At 70.4% G+C, this 17,138-nt stretch carries 17 protein-coding genes; 9 read left to right on the top strand and 8 right to left on the bottom strand.

Annotation, left to right across the window (positions count from 1 at the left end; translation table 11 throughout):
• The first annotated feature begins 57 nt into the window (after positions 1-57).
• The gene (locus OCJ37_RS16520) at positions 58-1,338 is read left to right on the top strand and encodes a sensor histidine kinase (RefSeq protein WP_263110783.1); all 1,281 of its coding nucleotides are present in this window, start codon (positions 58-60) and stop codon (positions 1,336-1,338) included.
• 52 nt (positions 1,339-1,390) lie between these two features.
• On the opposite strand, the gene OCJ37_RS16515 is transcribed toward OCJ37_RS16520, so the two are convergent.
• The gene (locus OCJ37_RS16515; protein WP_263110782.1) at positions 1,391-2,098 is read right to left on the bottom strand and encodes an SGNH/GDSL hydrolase family protein; all 708 of its coding nucleotides are present in this window, start codon (positions 2,096-2,098) and stop codon (positions 1,391-1,393) included.
• A 201-nt stretch (positions 2,099-2,299) separates the two neighbouring features.
• Here OCJ37_RS16515 and OCJ37_RS16510 point away from each other — a divergent pair, with 201 nt between their 5' ends.
• The 8 genes from OCJ37_RS16510 (at position 2,300) to OCJ37_RS16475 (ending at position 8,583) form a co-directional block, all read left to right on the top strand.
• Positions 2,300-2,680, top strand: coding sequence for a diacylglycerol kinase (locus OCJ37_RS16510; RefSeq protein WP_263110781.1), 381 nt, complete (start codon positions 2,300-2,302; stop codon positions 2,678-2,680).
• 36 nt (positions 2,681-2,716) lie between these two features.
• Complete coding sequence (locus OCJ37_RS16505; RefSeq protein ID WP_263110780.1) at positions 2,717-3,466, top strand: TerC family protein; 750 nt, start codon at positions 2,717-2,719, stop codon at positions 3,464-3,466.
• A 76-nt stretch (positions 3,467-3,542) separates the two neighbouring features.
• Positions 3,543-4,217, top strand: coding sequence for a LemA family protein (locus OCJ37_RS16500; protein WP_263110779.1), 675 nt, complete (start codon positions 3,543-3,545; stop codon positions 4,215-4,217).
• Positions 4,218-4,390: 173 nt separating this feature from the next.
• Positions 4,391-5,353, top strand: coding sequence for a TPM domain-containing protein (locus OCJ37_RS16495; RefSeq protein ID WP_263110778.1), 963 nt, complete (start codon positions 4,391-4,393; stop codon positions 5,351-5,353).
• Positions 5,353-5,844 (top strand): TPM domain-containing protein, encoded by a 492-nt coding sequence (locus OCJ37_RS16490; RefSeq protein ID WP_263110777.1) that lies wholly within the window; start codon positions 5,353-5,355, stop codon positions 5,842-5,844. The genes OCJ37_RS16495 and OCJ37_RS16490 overlap by 1 nt, the downstream gene beginning before the upstream one ends.
• A gap of 464 nt (positions 5,845-6,308) precedes the next feature.
• On the top strand, positions 6,309-7,190 hold the full coding sequence (gene lgt / locus OCJ37_RS16485) for a prolipoprotein diacylglyceryl transferase (RefSeq protein ID WP_263110776.1): 882 nt from the start codon (positions 6,309-6,311) through the stop codon (positions 7,188-7,190).
• Positions 7,187-7,981, top strand: a complete 795-nt coding sequence (locus tag OCJ37_RS16480) for a thymidylate synthase (protein ID WP_263110775.1) — start codon at positions 7,187-7,189, stop codon at positions 7,979-7,981. The genes lgt and OCJ37_RS16480 overlap by 4 nt, the downstream gene beginning before the upstream one ends.
• Before the next feature lie 101 nt (positions 7,982-8,082).
• Complete coding sequence (locus OCJ37_RS16475) at positions 8,083-8,583, top strand: dihydrofolate reductase (protein WP_263113717.1); 501 nt, start codon at positions 8,083-8,085, stop codon at positions 8,581-8,583.
• A 246-nt stretch (positions 8,584-8,829) separates the two neighbouring features.
• Here the strand turns inward: OCJ37_RS16475 and OCJ37_RS16470 are convergent, their stop codons facing one another.
• The 7 genes from OCJ37_RS16470 to OCJ37_RS16440 form a co-directional block, all read right to left on the bottom strand.
• Positions 8,830-9,750 (bottom strand): symmetrical bis(5'-nucleosyl)-tetraphosphatase, encoded by a 921-nt coding sequence (locus OCJ37_RS16470; protein ID WP_263110774.1) that lies wholly within the window; start codon positions 9,748-9,750, stop codon positions 8,830-8,832.
• 10 nt (positions 9,751-9,760) lie between these two features.
• A complete protein-coding gene (apaG, locus tag OCJ37_RS16465) occupies positions 9,761-10,144 on the bottom strand; it encodes a Co2+/Mg2+ efflux facilitator ApaG/CorD (RefSeq protein WP_145705570.1) in 384 nt (127 codons plus the stop codon).
• A gap of 368 nt (positions 10,145-10,512) precedes the next feature.
• Positions 10,513-11,310 carry a 16S rRNA (adenine(1518)-N(6)/adenine(1519)-N(6))-dimethyltransferase RsmA gene (rsmA, locus tag OCJ37_RS16460; protein WP_263110773.1) on the bottom strand — a complete coding sequence of 266 codons (798 nt, stop codon included), beginning with the start codon at positions 11,308-11,310 and terminating at the stop codon, positions 10,513-10,515.
• 100 nt (positions 11,311-11,410) lie between these two features.
• Positions 11,411-12,388 (bottom strand): 4-hydroxythreonine-4-phosphate dehydrogenase PdxA, encoded by a 978-nt coding sequence (gene pdxA / locus OCJ37_RS16455; protein WP_263110772.1) that lies wholly within the window; start codon positions 12,386-12,388, stop codon positions 11,411-11,413.
• A gap of 3 nt (positions 12,389-12,391) precedes the next feature.
• Positions 12,392-13,765: a peptidylprolyl isomerase gene (locus OCJ37_RS16450; RefSeq protein WP_263110771.1), complete on the bottom strand. Its 1,374-nt coding sequence runs from the start codon at positions 13,763-13,765 to the stop codon at positions 12,392-12,394.
• Positions 13,762-16,155, bottom strand: a complete 2,394-nt coding sequence (gene lptD, locus OCJ37_RS16445) for an LPS-assembly protein LptD (RefSeq protein WP_263110770.1) — start codon at positions 16,153-16,155, stop codon at positions 13,762-13,764. The genes OCJ37_RS16450 and lptD overlap by 4 nt, the downstream gene beginning before the upstream one ends.
• A 73-nt stretch (positions 16,156-16,228) precedes the next feature.
• Positions 16,229-17,134, bottom strand: coding sequence for a histone deacetylase family protein (locus tag OCJ37_RS16440; protein WP_263110769.1), 906 nt, complete (start codon positions 17,132-17,134; stop codon positions 16,229-16,231).
• Between the last annotated feature and the right edge of the window lie 4 nt (positions 17,135-17,138).

Below are 17,138 nucleotides of genomic sequence, written 5' to 3'. Positions count from 1 at the left end.
ACGGCTGATTCACGATCCGCCCTCCTATAATCGCGGCGAAGAAACACGGAAGCTGTAATGCCGCACGGGTTGCCGCGCAAAATCCGCCTTGCCCTGATCGCCCGCATCCTGTTCGCGGGCTGCATCGTCGCGTTGGGCAGTTACGTGGTGGTGGCGGTGGTGCAGCATTCGCTGGTGGGTTCGGTGATGCGCCAGGAAGCCGCGCACTACTGGCGCCTACACGCGCAATCGCCGACGCAGCCGCCGCCCAACAGCCATACCTTGCGCGGTTACCTGCTGCCGGCCGGGCAATCGGAGGCGGCGCTGCCGGCGAACCTGCGCGGCCTGTCCCGCGGCATGCACGAGAACCGCCCGGGCGGGGAGATGGTGCTGGTCGACGAGACCGAGCAGGGGCGCCTGTATTTGGTGTTCCTGCGTGCGCAGGCGCAGCGGCTGGCGTTCTGGTTCGGCATCGTGCCGGCGCTGCTGACCCTGGTCGCGGTGGTGGTGGTGGGCTGGCTGACCCACCGCGCCTCGCGGCGCCTGCTGTCGCCGGTGAACTGGCTGGCGCGGCGCGTGTCGCAGTGGGATCCGCGGCATCCGTCCACCGCCGACCTGGCGCCGGAAAACCTGCCGGCCGACGTACAGGGCGAATCGCGGCAGCTGGCCGCCGCGCTGCATGCGCTGGCCCTGCGCGTCACCGACCACGTCTCGCGCGAGCGCAACTTCACCCGCGACGCCAGCCACGAGCTGCGCACGCCGCTGACCGTGATCCGCGTCGCCAGCGACATCGCGATGACCGATCCGGACCTGCCGCCGCGGCTGGGCCGCAGCCTGCAGCGCATCCAGCGCGCCGGGCGCGACATGGAGGCGGTGATCGACGCGTTCCTGATCCTGGCGCGCGAAGCCGACGTGGTGCCGCAGAGCGAGACGTTCGACGTCGCCGAGGTGGTCGAGTACGAGGCGGAGCACGCGCGCGAGCTGCTGGCCGGCAAGCCGGTGACCCTGACCGTCAAGGCGCTCACCGTCGCCCGCCTGCACGCGCCGCCGCGGGTGCTGCACGTGGTGGTCAGCAACCTGCTGCGCAACGCCTGCAGCTATACCGATGCCGGCAGCATCGAGGTCGAGATCGGCACCGACCGCATCAGCATCCGCGACACCGGCATCGGCATGTCCGCCGAAGCGCTGCAGCGCGCGTTCGAACCGTTCTTCCGCGCCGAACCGGACCGCCCGCAGGGCACCGGGCTGGGCCTGTCGATCGTGCGCCGGCTGTGCGAGCGCTTCGGCTGGCGGATCGGGCTGGAGAGCGCCGAGGGCGGCGGCACCACCGCCACGGTCAGGTTCGATCCGGCCAGGTGAACCGGCCGGAGCGGTCGGCGCGCAGCGGCGTGCGCCGCGCCGGCGCGGTGCCTCAGCGCTTCAGGTAGGGCCGCACGATGTCGCGCCACAGCGCATAGCCGGCGGCGTTCATGTGCAGGTGGTCCGGGCCGAACAGCTCGGCGCGCGGCTGCCCGTCCTTGCCGAGCATCGGCGTGTACACGTCGATGAACTCGACCTGCTTCAGCCCGGCGGCGGCCTTGCGGATCAGTCCGTTGGCCTCGGCCACTTTCGGCAGCAGCGCCGCGCGCGCCGGGCTGGGCTTGATCGCGATGTAGGCGATGCGCACGCCGGGCAGGTCGCGCCGCACCCGCGCCACGAAGGCCAGGAAATCGGCGCGCAGCTGCTGCGGGCTGCGCCCGCTGTTGAGGTCGTTGTCGCCGGCGTAGAACACGATCAGGCGGGGTTTGTACGGCACCACGATGCGGTCGGCGTACCAGGTGCTGTCGCGGATCTCCGAGCCGCCGAAGCCGCGGTTGAGCGTGTCCACGCCGGGGAAGTCGCTGGCCAGCGACTGCCAGAAGCGGATCGAGGAACTGCCGACGAACAGCACGCCGCCGGGCTTGGGCGGATGCGCGGCGTCGGCCTGGGCGAAGCGCGCCATGTCCTCTTCCCAGGCCGGATTGGAGACCTGCTCGGGGATCTGCGGCGGAGCGGGCGGGGTGAGCGCCAGTGCCGAATGCGGGCCCAGCAGGAACAGGCAGGTGGCGAGCAGCGCGGCGCGCAGCGGCGAACGGGGCATGGGGCGCCTCCAGATGCGACGGGAGCGGCGATGGTGCCGCAGGCGCCGCACCGCAGGCAAATCGACGCCGGCGCCGGCCGCGCGCAGCGGCGGGCGGGGGCTTGTGGCAAAATTGGCGCCTAGCCCGCTTCGCCATCGCCCATGACCGTTCCCTTCCGGCCGTCGCCGTCGCGTCCTCGCTCCCCAGGCCGGGCCTGACGCATGGCCGACCAATTCGGGCACCTGCCGCGCGGACCGCGCCGGATGCTGATGGCGCTGCGCTGGTCCTGCCAGGGGCTGCGCGCGGCCTGGCTGCACGAGTCCTCGTTCCGGCTGGAGGTGTGCCTGTGCGTGCTGCTGGCGCCGCTGGCGCTGTGGCTGGGGCAGGGGCCGGTGCAGCAGGCGCTGATGATCGGCTCGCTGCTGCTGGTGCTGGCGGTGGAACTGCTCAATTCCGCGATCGAGGCGGTGATCGAGCGCTACGGGCCCGAGCACCACGAACTGGCCGGCCGCGCCAAGGACATGGGCTCGGCCGCGGTGCTGCTGATGCTGGCCAACGTGGTGCTGTGCTGGGGGCTGATCCTGCTGCCGCGCGTGCTGTGACCGCTTGTCTTTCTTATCGTTAAAGGATTCGACCCCATGGCTTTCGAGTTTCTCGCCGATCCCAACACCTGGCTGACGCTGCTGACGCTGAGCGCGTTGGAAATCGTGCTGGGCATCGACAACCTGGTGTTCATCTCCATCGCGGTGGGCAAGCTGCCGGAGGCGCAGCGCCCGGCGGCACGCAAGTTCGGCATCGCGGTGGCGTGCCTGACCCGCATCGCGCTGCTGGTGTCGCTGGCGTTCCTGGCGCGGATGCAGGGCGAACTGTTCCGCGTCGCCGGCATGGGCATCTCGGTGCGCGACCTGGTGCTGATCGTCGGCGGCCTGTTCCTGCTGGTGAAGGGCACGATGGAGATCCGCGAGATGATCACCGGCGGCGAAGATGCCGATCCCACCACCAGCAAGGCCTCGGGCGTGTTCTGGATGGTGATCGCGCAGATCGCGGTGATCGACATCGTGTTCTCGCTGGACTCGGTGATCACCGCGGTCGGCATGGCCCAGCATATCCCGGTGATGGTGGCGGCGGTGCTGCTGGCGGTGGCGGTGATGCTGCTGGCGGCCAACCCGCTGGGCCGCTTCATCGACGCCAACCCGACGGTGAAGATGCTGGCGCTGGCGTTCATCCTGATGATCGGCGTGGTGCTGATCCTGGACGGCCTGGACGTGCACGTGCCCAAGCCCTACATCTACGCGGCGATGGGCTTCTCGGTGCTGGTGGAGTGGCTGAACCTGCTGATGCGCCGCCGCGCCGCCGCCCACCACGTGCCCGGCGCCGGCCAATGGTGAACGGCTGAGCCCGGCGGGGCTGCGTTTTCACAGGGGGCGTGGCAAGCTGCGCCCTGTCTTCACGCCGGAGAGCGCCATGCGCCTGTTGTCCCGTTCCTTGTTTCTCGCCGCCGTGGTGGCGCTGTTGTCCGGTTGCGGCTACAACGCGATCCAGCAGAAGGACCAGGCGGTCAAGGGCAGTTGGTCGGAGGTACTGAACCAGTACAAGCGCCGCGCCGACCTGATCCCGAACCTGGTCAACACGGTCAAGGGCTACGCCGACCAGGAGCGGCAGGTGCTGACCGACGTGACCAATGCGCGCGCGCGGGTCGGCCAGGTCCAGGTCAACGCCGACGACGCGGCCTCGCTGCAGCAGTTCCAGCAGGCGCAGGGCGAGCTGTCCAGCGCGCTGTCGCGGCTGCTGGTGGTCACCGAGAACTATCCCAACCTCAAGTCCGACCAGTCGTTCCGCGACCTGCAGGCGCAGCTGGAAGGCACCGAGAACCGCATCACCGTGGCGCGCGGCCGCTACATCCAGGCGGTGCAGGACTACAACACCTACATCCGCTCGTTCCCGCAGGTGATCACCTCGAAGATCTTCGGCTACAAGGAAAAGCCGAACTTCAGCGTGGCCAACGAAGCGCAGATCTCCGAGGCGCCGGCGGTGAACTTCGGCGGCCAGCCGGCGCAGACCGCGCCGCAGGCGCAGCCGCAGCAGGCGCCGCAACCGCCAGCGTCACAGCAGCCGCCGCAGCCCGCGCCCGCGCAGTAAGCAGCGCGCAGCGGCGCCGACGACGGCACCGCTGCACTCTGCCTGCGCTGCGGCTACGGCTGGACGGCGGCGGGCGGGCCAGCGGCGCGCGGTGTCGCTCTCGTGCCCGCTCACGCCGCCGCTGCGTTCCTTTCCTTCGATGCCGCGCGCGAATGCGTCGGCAGGAGTCCGCAATGAACGATGCGACGATCCGCCAGCGCCACGCGCGCCGCGGCCGGCATGCCTGGTTCGGGGCGCTGCTGCTGGCGCTGTTGCCGCTGCTGGCCTGGGCGCAGGCGGCCGGTGAGGCGCCGATCCCGCCGCTGGACACGCCGGTGGTCGATACCACCGGCACCTTGCAGCCGACCCAGCGCCTGCAACTTGAGCAGCAGGCGGTGCAGCTGCAGCAGCGCAAGGGCAGCCAGCTGCAGGTGCTGGTGGTCGCCAGCACCGCGCCGGAGACGATCGAGCAATACACCCAGCGCGTGTTCGACCAGTGGCAGATCGGCCGCAAGGGCGTGGACGACGGCGTGCTGCTGGTGGTGGCCAAGGACGACCGGCGCGTGCGCATCCAGCCCGGCTACGGCCTGGAAGGCGCCATTCCCGATGCCACCGCCAACCGCATCATCCAGGAGTACCTGGCGCCGCGCTTCCGGGCCGGCGACTACGCCGGCGGCATCGCCGAGGCCACCGCGATGCTGGTCAAGCTGATCGACGGCGAACAGCTGCCGGCGCCGGTGAGCACCCACGTCGCCGAAGGGCGCTCCGGCGGCAAGCTGCCGCTCGGCTTCTTCGGCGGCCTGTTCGCCGCGTTCGTCGCGCAGGTGCTGTTCGCGCGCGCGCCGCGGCCGCTGCGCGGCGTGCTGGCGGCGGTCGCCGGCGGCGGCGTCGGTCTGCTGCTGAGCCTGTCGCTGTTCGTCGGCGCGCTGACCGGCGCGATCGGGCTGGTGCTGGGGCTGCTGTCGGGCATCTCTCCCGGCCGCTCGGTCGGCGGCGGCGGCGGTGGTTGGGGTGGCGGCGGCTGGGGCGGCGGCGGTTTCGGTGGCGGCTTCGGAGGCTTCGGTGGGGGCGGCGGAGGTGGTGGCTTCGGCGGCGGTGGCGGCTGGGGCGGTGGCGGCGGCAGTTCGGGAGGCGGTGGCGCCTCGGGGAGTTGGTGATGCGCCTGCTTCGTCATCTGTTCGCGCCGTCGGCGCGCAGCCTGTTCCCGGACGCCAGCCTGGAGCGCATCGGCGCGGCGATCGCCGACGGCGAGCGGCTGCACCGCGGGCAGGTGATGTTCGCGGTCGAATCGGCGCTGGCGCCGGCGGCGCTGCTGCGCGGCATGGCGCCGCGCACGCGCGCCGAGCAGGCCTTCGCGCAGTTGCGCACCTGGGACACCGAGGCCAACAACGGCGTGCTGATCTACCTGTTGCTGGCCGACCATCGCATCGAGATCGTGGCCGACCGCGGCCTGCACGCGCGCGTGGACGAAGCGCAGTGGCGCGAGGTCTGCGCGCTGATCGAACGCGACATGCGCGCCGGCCAGCCCGAGCAGGCGGTGATCGCCGGCGTGGCGGCGGTCTCGGCGCTGCTGGCCGCGCATTTCCCGGCGCAGCCCGGGCAAGCCGGGCACGACGAACTGCCGAACCGGCCGCAGCGGTTGGACTGAGCGCCGCTGCGGCATGCCGCCGTCGCGGTGTGGCCGTGCCTGGCCAGCGCCGAAGCGCGAGGCGTCTGCTCCGGCCGCGCCCGGGGCGAGCGCTGGCGCCGAACCAGATGCTCGCGCCTGACCGCACACATGGAAGCGTAGCGTCGCGCTTGTCGATCGCGACCGCGGCAGCGGCCGGCGCCGATGACAGACGCTTGCGCCTGCCGGCTGATGACGCCTGGCGCCGTCCACGTCGGCCAGACCACGGCAGGGACCGGCGCCGGTGGCAGACGCTTGCGCCTGCCGGCAGATGAAGCCTGGCGCCGTCCACGTCGGCCAAGACCACGGCAGGGACCGGCGCCGGTGGCAGACGCTTGCGCCTGCCGGCAGATGAAGCCTGGCGCCGTCCACGTCGGCCAGACCACGGCAGGGACCGGCGCCGATGGCAGAATAGGCGACCTTCGCCCTCCGGCCGACGCCCCCGCATGACCTATCTCCACCAGATCGACCCCATCGCCTTCTCGCTCGGCCCGGTGAAGGTGCATTGGTATGGGCTGATGTACCTGGCCGCCTTCGCGTCGGCCTGGTGGCTGGGTCGCCGCCGCATCCGCGCCGGCCGCCTCCCCGGCGTGGACATGGACGGGTTCTCCGACCTGCTGTTCTACGCGATGCTCGGCGTGGTGCTCGGCGGGCGCATCGGCTACATGCTGTTCTATGCGCTGGGCGATTTCCTCGGCAATCCGCTGCTGATCTTCAAGGTCTGGGACGGCGGCATGAGCTTCCATGGCGGCCTGATCGGCGTGCTGGTGGCTGCGGCCTGGTGGTCGCGCAAGTCGCGCCTGCACTTCTTCGACACGATGGATTTCGTCGCGCCGCTGGTGCCGCTGGGGCTGGGCTTCGGCCGCGTCGGCAATTTCGTCGGCGGCGAGCTGTGGGGCAAGTTCACCAACGCCGGCTGGGGCGTGATCTTTCCGCGCACGCCGGAACTGCAGGACTGGCCGCTGGCGCAGATCCAGGCGCAGTACGCCAGTGGCGCGCTGGACAGGTTCGCGCGGCATCCGTCGCAGCTGTACGAGGCGGTGCTCGAGGGACTGGTGATGTTCGTGGCGCTGTGGGCGTTCTCGCTGCGGCCGCGCGCGCGCTATGCCGTGTCGGGCATGTTCGCGCTGCTGTACGGCGTGTTCCGCTTCGCGGTGGAATTCGTGCGCGTGCCGGATGCGCCGATCGGCTACCTGGCGTTCCATTGGCTGACCATGGGCCAGATCCTGAGCACGCCGCTCATCCTGCTCGGCCTGTTCCTGCTGTGGCGCTCGCGCAATGCGCCGGTGCTGCAGCCGGCGCCGGCGGTGGCCGGGGGCAAGGCATGAAGGCCTACCTGGACCTGCTGCGCCACGTGCTCGAGCACGGCGCGGAAAAGGCCGACCGCACCGGCACCGGCACGCGCAGCGTGTTCGGCTGGCAGATGCGCTTCGACCTCAACGCCGGCTTCCCGCTGGTGACCACCAAGAAGCTGCACCTGCGCTCGATCGTGCACGAGCTGCTGTGGTTCCTGAAGGGCGAGACCAACATCGCCTACCTCAAGGACAACAAGGTCAGCATCTGGGACGAATGGGCCGACGCGCAGGGCGAACTCGGCCCGGTGTACGGCAAGCAGTGGCGGCGCTGGACCGGCGCCGACGGCCGCGAGATCGACCAGATGCAATGGCTGGTGGACGAGATCAAGCGCAATCCCGATTCGCGGCGGCTGGTGATCAGCGCCTGGAACGTGGCCGAGCTGCCGCAGATGGCGCTGATGCCGTGCCACAGCCTGTTCCAGTTCTACGTGGTCGACGGCAAGCTCAGCTGCCAGCTGTACCAGCGCAGCGGCGACATCTTCCTCGGCGTGCCGTTCAACATCGCCAGCTACGCGCTGCTGACCCACATGGTGGCGCAGGCCACCGGCCTGGGCGTGGGCGATTTCGTGCACACGCTGGGCGACGCGCACCTGTATTCGAACCATTACGACCAGGCGCGCGAACAACTGTCGCGCACGCCGCGGCCGCTGCCGACGCTGCGCCTGAATCCGGCGGTCACCGACCTGTTCGGTTTCACCTACGACGACATCGCGATCGAAGGCTACGAGCCGCATCCGGCGATCAAGGCGCCGGTGGCGGTGTGAGCGGCGGGGAATCGGGAATGGGGAATCGGGAGTCGGGAAACGCCGCGGTATCGGCGGGGGCGGATGTGGACGGATCCGGGGTCCCGGGTCGCGAGCCCCGGCTGACCCTGATCGCCGCGCTCGATCGCGGCAATGCCATCGGCCGCGACAACGACCTGCCGTGGCGGCTGCCGGACGATCTGAAGCGCTTCAAGGCGCTGACCCTGGGCAAGCCGGTGCTGATGGGGCGCAAGACCGCGCAGTCGCTGGGACGCGCGCTGCCGGGGCGCTTGAACCTGGTGATGACGCGTTCGGGACAGGTGCCGTTCGAGGGCATGCAGGCGGTGGCTTCGTTGCAGGCGGCGATCGCGGTGGCCCAGGCCAGCCGAGCCGAGGAACTGGCGGTGATCGGCGGCGGCGACATCTTCGCGCTGGCGTTGCCGCAAGCCGAGATGCTGTACCTGACCCACCTGGACACGCTGGTCGAGCGCGCCGATGCGCATTTCCCGGCGTTCGATCCGGCGCAGTGGGAGGTCGTGGCGCGGCAGGCGCACGCGGCCGACGCGAAGCATGCGCTGGCGTTCGAGTTCGTCGATTACCGGCGCAGGAGCAGCGCGCCGTAGCGGAACGGCGTTGGTGGCCGATGTTGCGCCGATGGAGGCGATGGCCTGAAGCCATCAGGATTTTTTCCACAGCAGGCATCGCGCCAGGCGAAACCTTTGCTCGGAGCATTTCCGGCCGGGTAGTTGCAGCCGGCGAAGCGTTGTGGGAGCGACTTGTCGCGACGGGCCTTACCGGTAACGCCCGTCGCGACTGAAGTCGCTCCCACAAATGATGCCGTCGCGGCCGGAACGCTTCGGACGGTGCCGTCAGTCCTGAGCAAGCGGCGGCGAACCACCACCGCCTGCACCGCGTCCACCACTCGAGCGACGCCGCGGCGGCCGCGCGCGCGGCACCGGCGCCGGTCCTTCGACCGGGCGTCCCGGCACCTGCACCACCTGCAGGTCTTCGCTGTCCAGCCGCAGCGCGGTCAGCTTGCCGCCCCACACTGCGCCGGTGTCGATCGCGTGCACGCCCTGGGTGATGGTCAGGCCCAGCGTGGACCAGTGCCCGCAGACGATCTTCAGGTCGCGCTCGGCGCGGCCGGGCACTTCGTACCACGGGTACAGGCCCTGCGCCTGGGTGCCGGGCGTGCCTTTCTCCTCGATCGCGATGCGCCCGCGCGGGGTGCAGTAGCGGGCGCGGGTGAACAGGTTGATGATCGCGCGCGAGCGGTCGTAGCCGGTCAGGCCTGGCGACCATGCCGGGCGGTCGCCGTACATGTTGCGGAACAGCTTGCGGTAGCCGCTGCCGTGCAGCTGCTGCTCGACCTCGCGCGCGTGCTTCTCGGCCAGGGTGGTGGTCCACTTCGGCGCCAGGCCGGCGTGGATCATCATCCAGCCCAGCTCGCGGTCGGCATGCAGCAGCTTCTGCATGCGCAGCCAGGTCAGCAGCTCGTCGCGGTCCTCGGCCAGCACGATGCGCTGCAGGTCCGGATTGACCTTGCGCTGCTCGTCCGGGCTGCGTTCGCCGATCGCCAGCAGCGACAGGTCGTGGTTGCCCAGCACCACCTCGCTGTGCGCGCGCAGCGAGTGCACCAGGCGCAGGGTCTCCAGCGACTGCCCGCCGCGGTTGACCAGGTCGCCGCAGAACCACAGCCGGTCCACCGCCGGGTCGAAGCGGATCTTCTCCAGCAGCCGCTGGGTGACGTCGTAGCAACCCTGCAGGTCGCCGATGGCCCACACGCTCATGCGGGCGCCATCAGTGCAGGGTCCGCGGCACGGTCAGCACGAACGGAGCGACCGGGGCGACGAAATGGGTGCCGTCGTCGGCCTCCATGTCGTAGTGGCCGCGCATCGTGCCGTGCTCGGTTTCCAGCATCAGCCCGGAGGTGTAGCGGAAATCCTCGCCGGGGCGCAGCCGCGGCTGTTCGCCGACCACGCCGTCGCCGTCCACGCGCTCCACGCGGCCGTTGCCGTCGGTGATTTCCCAGTGCCGGGCGATCAGCCGCGCGGCGACGCGGCCGCGGTTGTGGATGCGGATCGTGTAGGCGAACGCGTAGCGTCCGTCCTCCGGCGCCGATTGGTCGTCGAGGAACCGGGGCGACACTTCGACCTCGATCCTGTAGGGGGCGTCATCGTTCATGCCCACAGTGTAAGCAAAGCCGGTGCAGGAAGGGACCAGTAACCTGCGCCGATCGCCGCACCGGCAATGCAGCGCAGGCGGCCCGGCATGCTGCGTGCGACGGGAGGACGCTCGCGCCGACATCGCGCGCGGTCCGGCCGCGGCCGCTGCCGAGGCGGTCCGGCGTCGCGGCAGGAAACGCGCCGGACCCGTGCGCGGAAAACGGCGGCCATGCATCGGGCGCATGGCTTCGAGGATCGTAGTCTTGCTGGTGCCGGTGCCGCCGATGATCGGGTTCGACCGGAGCGCAGGCCGAGGTGCGGGTGCATCCCGCGGCAATCCGGCCGAGGCCGGCACGCGGGACGGCCCGATGCCGATACCGGTGCCGCTCAGGCGCTCGCCGGCACGTTGGCCAGGCGCACGAAATCGGCCACTTCCAGCTGTTCGGCGCGCGCGTCCGGGCGTACCCCGGCGGCCTCGAACTGGGCCGCATCGCAGACGCCGCCGAGCGCGTTGCGCAAGGTCTTGCGGCGTTGCCCGAAGGCCGCGCGCACCACGTCGGCGAAGCGCCGCGGGTCGGCGATGCCGATGTCCTGCGGCGCACGCGGCACCAGCCGCACCACCGCCGAGTCCACCTTCGGCGGCGGCCGGAACGCGCCCGGCGGCACCACGAACAGCGAGGTCACCTCGCAGTACGCCTGCAGCATCACGCTGAGCCGGCCGTAGACCTTGCTGCCCGGCGCGGCGGCCATGCGGTCGACCACTTCCTTCTGCAGCATGAAGTGCATGTCGGCGATCGCCGCGGCGTGGTCCAGCGCATGGAACAGGATCGGCGAGGAGATGTTGTAGGGCAGGTTGCCGACCAGGCGGATGCGGCCGCCGGCGGCCAGTTCGGCGAAATCCACCGACAGCACGTCGCGGTTGAGGATGGTCAGTTCGCCGACGCCGGCCGCCGCCGCGGTCAGCGGCGCGATCAGGTCGCGGTCGAATTCGATCACGGTCAGGCGGCCGTGTCGGCGCAGCAGCGGGAAGGTGATCGCGCCCTGTCCGGGGCCGATCTCGACCAGCAGGTCGTCCGGCTTGGGGTTCACCGCGCGCACGATGCTGTCGATGTAGTCGCGGTCGCTGAGGAAGTGCTGGCCAAGCGATTTCTTGGCCGGGGCGCTGAAGCCGTGGGGAGAAGTCATGCGTGCATCTTATCGGATGGCGCGCGCGGCGCCCTGCAGGAGCGGCTTCAGCCGCGACCTGGCTCTACCGGTAAGGCCAAGGTCGCGGCTGAGGCCGCTCCTACAGGGGTGCTTTGCGCGTGGCCAGCTGCGCGCACAGCGCGACCGCGGCGAACAGGCTGGAGGGGTCGGCGACGCCGCGCCCGGCCAGCTCCAGCGCGGTGCCGTGGTCGACCGCCACGCGCGGGTAGGGCAGGCCCAGGGTCAGGTTCACCGCTTGCTCGAAGCCGCTGTACTTGAGCACCGGCAGGCCCTGGTCGTGGTACATCGCCAGCACCGTGTCGACGCCGGCCAGCTTCTGCGGCAGGAACGCGGTGTCGGCCGGCAGCGGGCCGAGCAGGCGCATGCCTTCGGCGCGCAGGGCGTCCAGCACCGGGCGCATGACGTCGAGCTCCTCGCGCCCGAGATGGCCGTCCTCGCCGGCATGCGGGTTCAGCCCCAGCACCGCGATCACCGGCGCGGCGATGCCGAACTCGCTGCGCAGCGCGGCGTGGACGATGCGCAGGCTGCGCTCCAGCAGGGCCGGGGTCAGCGCGTCGGCGACCGCGCGCAGCGGCAGGTGGGTGGTGGCCAGGGCCACGCGCACGATGTCGTTGGCCAGCATCATCACCACCTCGCGTCCGGCGTGGCGGGCGAGCAGTTCGGTGGTGCCGGTGTAGGCGATGCCGCCGTCGTTGATCGCGGCCTTGTGCACCGGGCCGGTGACCAGGCCGGCGAGTTCGCCGCGCAGGCAGGCGTCGGCGGCCTGGGTCAGCGCGCCGATCACCGCGCCGGCATTGGCCGGATCGGTGCGGCCGAACCGGCTGGGCACGGCATTGCCGACCGCGCGCAGGCGCAGGTCGCCGGGGGCGACGGCGGGGGCGGATTCGGGCAGCAGCCGCAATGGCAGCGCCAGCGCCGCGGCGGCGGCGCGCAGGGTGTCGGGATCGGCGAAGGCCAGCAGCTGGCAGTCGCGGCGCGGCTGTTGCGCCAGCCGCACGCACAACTCCGGGCCGATCCCGGCCGGCTCGCCCGGTACCAGCGCGAGCGCGGGCAGCACGGCCTACGGCTTGGTGGCGGCCGGTGCCGGCGTCGCCGGCGCGCTGGCGTCGGCGGCCGGCGCGGCGGCGCTGTCGCCGCCGACGCGCAGGTTCACGTAGGCTTCGCCGCGCATTTCCTGCAGGAAGCGGTTGTATTCCTCTTCCAGCTTGCGGCGGCCGATGGTCTCGCGGACCTGGGCGCGCTGGGTGTCGCTGGTGACGTCGGTCTGACGCGTGGCCACGCGCTGCACGATGTGCCAGCCGGCCTCGGTGCGGAACGGCGTGGAGACCTGGTTGTCGCTCAGGCCTTCGATCTGGCGGCCGAAGTCCGGGCCGAACGCGTCGGCCGGGAACCAGCCCAGGTCGCCGCCCTGGCCGCGGCTGTTGGCGTCGTCGGAGGATTCCTTGGCCACGGCCTGGAAGTCGGCGCCGCCAGTGATGCGTGCGCGCAGGGTCTCGATCTTGGCCTTGGCGGCCGCGTCCGGCTGCGCCTCGTTGACCCGGATCAGGATGTGCCGGGCGTGGTATTCGGTGACCGTCTTCTTTTCCGGGTTGGCCGAGGCGTCGCGCACTTCGACCAGCTTCAGCAGCTGGAAGCCGCTGGGGCCGCGCAGCGGGCCGGCGACCTGGCCCGGCTTCATGTCGCGGATCAGCTGCGCGAAGGCGTTGGGGATCTCGTCCAGGCTGCGCCAGCCCAGGTCGCCGCCTTCCAGCGCGTTGGGGCTGTCGGAATAGCGCACCGCGGCCGCGCTGAAGTCGATCTCGCCCTTGTCGATCAGGTTCTTGACCCCTTCGATCTTGCTCTGGCCGGTCTTGATCTGGTCGGCGGTGGCGCCGTCCGGCAGGCCGACCAGGATGTGCGCCAGGTGGTACTGCGCGCCGGTGGTGGCCTGCTGCGCCAGCGCTGCGTCCACTTCGCTCTCGCTGACGTTGATGCGGCTCTGCGCGAAGCTCTGGCGCAGACGCTGCACGGTGATCTCGTCGCGCACCGAGTTGCGGAAGTCGTCGAACGCCATGCCGTCGGCGGTGAGCTTCTTGCGCAGGCCGTCCACGTCGGTGCCGTTCTGCTGGGCGATGCTGCCGATGGCCCGGTTCAGTTCGTCGTCGCCGACGCGGATGCCGGTGCTGTTGGCGCGCGCCACCTGCAGCTTGACCAGCACCAGGCGCTCGAGCACCTGGCGTTGCAGCACGTTGTCCGGCGGCAGCTGCGCCTCGCGGCCGGAATACTGCCCCTTCACGTTGCGAACGGCACGATCCAGTTCGCTCTGCAGCACGACATCCTCGTCGACGACCGCGGCGATGCGGTCCAGCGGTTGGGTTTGTTGCGCGGCGGCCGGAGCGGACACGCCGGCGATCGCCAGCAAGGTGGCGAGGAAAGCAGAGAAGGTATTGGTCATGGAATCAGGTTCGGATCGTAATCGTCCGGATCGGTCGTGGTGTTGCTGGGCGGGACCAAGTACAGGTCGTCGCGGTTGTAGCCGAGAATAGCACGGCGCAGAACGCGGTCCGTGTCCTGGCCGAGCGAGGACAGCCCCTTCAGCACGAACTCGATCTGGAGCGCGGTGTCCAGGTCGCCTTCGCGGTTGCGCACGTAGCGCCGCGCCAGCGCGCGCACGGCCAGGCAGCAGCTGTCCCACTGCACGCCGGCGATCACTTCCAGCGGCTTCTTGTCTTCCAGCGAATAGTAGTGGCGGCCGACCACGCTCCAGGTGGGGTTGATCGGGTACAGGAACGACACGTCGGTCTGTTCCAGCAGGTCGCGGCGGAAGCGGTAGCCCACGTTGATGATGCCGTCGCCCGGCAGCAGGTAGCGGGTGCGGAAGCTGGCCAGGTCCTTGCGCCGGTACTTGGGATCCCACTGGTAGGTGGCGCCCATCGTCCAGCGGTCGTTGATCATGTAGTTGGCGTCGGCGATCCATGCCGACTTGCCCTGCTCGATGGTGGTGTTGCTGCCCGGCAGGCTGACCCTGGAATCGTTGAAGTACAGGATCTGGCCGAAGCTGACCGACAGCTTCTCCTTGCCGTCGCCCTGGCGCAGCAGGCGCGAGCTCAGCGCCATGGTCAGCTGGTTGGCGTCGTTCTGGCGATCGGCGCCGGTGTAGCGCGAGTCGCGGAACAGCTGGCCCCAGCTGAAGGTGAATTCGCGCGTGTCGAAGATCGGCAGGTTGTCCTGGTTGCGGTACGGCGTGTACAGGTAGAACAGCCGCGGTTCCAGGGTCTGCAGATAGCTGGTGCCGCCGAACTTGGCGTCGCGATCGAAGTACAGGCCGGCATCGACGGTGGTGATCGGCAGGCTGCGGCTGGGCGAGGTGTCGCCGTTCAGCGTCGCCGCCAGGTCCTTGTCCAGCTGGTAGGCGGTGTAGCGCCAGGCCACGGTCGGCTTCAGGAACCACGCCGCGCCGGCCAGCGGCATCGAGAGGTAGGGCTTGAGGTCCAGGCGGGTGCCGCCCGGCATCTCGGTGACCACGCCGGTGCGCTCGAACTCGGCGTCCTTGACGTGGATGTCGTCGTGCACGAAGCGCACCGCTTCGGAATAGACGCCGGCCTCGAACCAGTTGCCGAACGACTGGTCCCAGTTGAAGAAGGCGCGCGGCTGGCGGTTGTACGGCAGCGCCGCTTCGGTCAGGGTGTAGTCGGTCAGCTGCCAGCGGTCGGCCATCAGCCCGGCGGTCCAGGTCTCGCCGGTGCCGTAGACGCCGACCGTGCTCTGCAGGTTGGAGATCGCGTTGCCGAGCAGGCGGTTGGAGAAGTCCTCGGTGTAGCGCTCGTCGCTGACCCAGGCGACGGACGCGCGCGCCTGCCAGTGCGAATCGATGTTGTGGTAGCCCTGGTATTCGAACTTGCCGCGGTCCTTGTCGCGCAGCTTGTCCGAAGGCAGGTACGCGGCCTCGAGCTCGCCCTTGCCGCCTTCGTACAGATAGCGGAACTCGCTGCCCAGCATGAAGCCGCGCGAGCTCATGTAGCGCGGATACAGGGTGGCATCGTAGTTCGGCGCCAGGTTCAGGTAGTACGGCTGCATGTAGTCGAAGCCGTTGCGACCGGAGAACCCGACGGCCGGGAACAGGAAGCCGCTGCTGCGGCGATCGTCGATCGGGAACTTGAACCAGGGCGCGTACAGCACCGGCACGTTGTAGATCTTCAGGATCGCGTTGCGCGCGGTGCCGAAGCCCTCGTCGTTGTCGACGTCGATCTCCGGCGCATGCAGTTCCCACACCTGCTGCGAGGGATCGCAGGTGGTGTAGGTGGAGCGGTGCATCTGCCCGAGCGCGCCCTGCAGGTCGACCGAGTCGGCCTTGCCGTTGCCGCGGCGTTCGATCAGCTGGTAGCGGATGTTGCTGATCTTGTGGGTGTCGGTGTCCTGGTTGCCCTCGGCGCGGTCGGCGACCATGCGGATCGAGGAGTCCTGGTAGCGCACGTGGCCCTCGGCGATGTAATTGCCGGTCTCGGTGTCCACGCGCAGGTTGTCGGTGCCCATGAACTGGTCGCCGCGCTTGAGCGCGACGTTGCCGGTGTAGTTCGGGATGGCGGTGGTGCCCGACAACTGGTCGCCTTCGATGTTGGTCGGCTGCTGGTTGCGGATCGCCGCCAGCTTCGGGTCGGCCCGGGGCGCGTCGTCGAACTTGGGCAGCACGTCCGGGGTCGGACACAGGCCCCAGTTCGGTGGCTTGTCGGCCGCCATCGCCGGCAGGCAGAGGGCGATACTGAACGGAAGGGGTAGCAGGCGGAGGGCTCGGCGCACGCGCGTCAGGTATCGGGCTAAAACGACCGCTAGCTTGCCCCATCCCATGCATAGGGGCAATGAAGGCGTCCCCGGGGCGGGGGACGGGGTTCATCCGCCCGGGCCATCCGCCCGGGCGCGGTCAGCGCAGCGCGTCGACGTGGGCGACGCTGCATTCGCGCAGCGCCTGCAGGTCGTAGCCGCCTTCCAGCAGCGACACCACGCGCCCGCGCGCATGCCGTTCGGCCAGCGCGCGCAGTTCCGCGGTGAGCCAGGCGAAGTCCTCCGCGTCCAGCATCAGGTCGGCCAGCGGGTCGCGCATGTGCGCATCGAAGCCGGCCGAGACCAGCAGCAGCTGCGGCTTGAACGCGTCCAGCAGCGGCAGCATCTGGTCGGCCCAGGTGTTGCGGAAGCGGAAGCCGCCGCTGCCCGGCGGCAGCAGCGCGTTGTGCAGGTTGCCGACGCCGCGGTCGTGGACCCCGCCCGAGTGCGGGAACAGCCCGGACTGGTGGGTGCTCAGGTACTGCACGCGCGGGTCGCGCTCGAAGATCGCCTGGGTGCCGTTGCCGTGATGCACATCGAAATCGACGATGGCGATGCGTTCCAGGCCGTGCGTGTCGCGGGCGTGCGCGGCGGCCACGGCGACGTTGTTGAACAGGCAGAAGCCCATCGCGGTGGCGGCGGTGGCGTGGTGGCCGGGCGGGCGCACGGCGCAGAACGCGGTGTCGGTCTCGCCGCGCATCACCGCATCCACCGCGGCCAGCCCGGCGCCGGCGGCGCGCAGCGCGGCGGCGCGCGAGCCGGGCGAGATCACCGTGTCCACGTCGAGCATGCGCTGGCCGTCGATGTCGGCCAGGACGCTGTCGATCAGCTCGCGTTCGTGGACCCGGGCCAGGTCGCCGAGCTTGGCCAGCGGCGCCTCGCGCCATTCCAGATCCGGGAACGCCCCGCGCAGCGCCTCGGTGATGGAGCGCAGGCGCTCCGGCCGTTCCGGATGCTCCGGGCCCGGTTCATGGCCCAGGCAGGCCGGGTGGGTGTAGATCAACATGCTT

The organism is Xanthomonas sp. AM6 (genome assembly GCF_025665335.1).
In the GTDB taxonomy this organism is placed as follows: Bacteria; Pseudomonadota; Gammaproteobacteria; order Xanthomonadales; family Xanthomonadaceae; genus Xanthomonas_A.
This window is presented reverse-complemented; position numbering and strand designations above follow the sequence as displayed.

Coding starts and splice junctions, on each gene's coding strand:
- rsmA (WP_263110773.1), bottom strand. CDS start 11,310: ATGACTTCTCCCCACGGCTTCAGCGCCCCGGCCAAGAAATCGCTTGGC.
- OCJ37_RS16490 (WP_263110777.1), top strand. CDS start 5,353: ATGCGCCTGCTTCGTCATCTGTTCGCGCCGTCGGCGCGCAGCCTGTTC.
- OCJ37_RS16520 (WP_263110783.1), top strand. CDS start 58: ATGCCGCACGGGTTGCCGCGCAAAATCCGCCTTGCCCTGATCGCCCGC.
- OCJ37_RS16515 (WP_263110782.1), bottom strand. CDS start 2,098: ATGCCCCGTTCGCCGCTGCGCGCCGCGCTGCTCGCCACCTGCCTGTTC.
- OCJ37_RS16440 (WP_263110769.1), bottom strand. CDS start 17,134: ATGTTGATCTACACCCACCCGGCCTGCCTGGGCCATGAACCGGGCCCG.
- apaG (WP_145705570.1), bottom strand. CDS start 10,144: ATGAACGATGACGCCCCCTACAGGATCGAGGTCGAAGTGTCGCCCCGG.
- OCJ37_RS16505 (WP_263110780.1), top strand. CDS start 2,717: ATGGCTTTCGAGTTTCTCGCCGATCCCAACACCTGGCTGACGCTGCTG.
- OCJ37_RS16510 (WP_263110781.1), top strand. CDS start 2,300: ATGGCCGACCAATTCGGGCACCTGCCGCGCGGACCGCGCCGGATGCTG.
- lgt (WP_263110776.1), top strand. CDS start 6,309: ATGACCTATCTCCACCAGATCGACCCCATCGCCTTCTCGCTCGGCCCG.
- lptD (WP_263110770.1), bottom strand. CDS start 16,155: ATGGGATGGGGCAAGCTAGCGGTCGTTTTAGCCCGATACCTGACGCGC.
- OCJ37_RS16495 (WP_263110778.1), top strand. CDS start 4,391: ATGAACGATGCGACGATCCGCCAGCGCCACGCGCGCCGCGGCCGGCAT.
- OCJ37_RS16480 (WP_263110775.1), top strand. CDS start 7,187: ATGAAGGCCTACCTGGACCTGCTGCGCCACGTGCTCGAGCACGGCGCG.
- OCJ37_RS16450 (WP_263110771.1), bottom strand. CDS start 13,765: ATGACCAATACCTTCTCTGCTTTCCTCGCCACCTTGCTGGCGATCGCC.
- OCJ37_RS16470 (WP_263110774.1), bottom strand. CDS start 9,750: ATGAGCGTGTGGGCCATCGGCGACCTGCAGGGTTGCTACGACGTCACC.
- OCJ37_RS16500 (WP_263110779.1), top strand. CDS start 3,543: ATGCGCCTGTTGTCCCGTTCCTTGTTTCTCGCCGCCGTGGTGGCGCTG.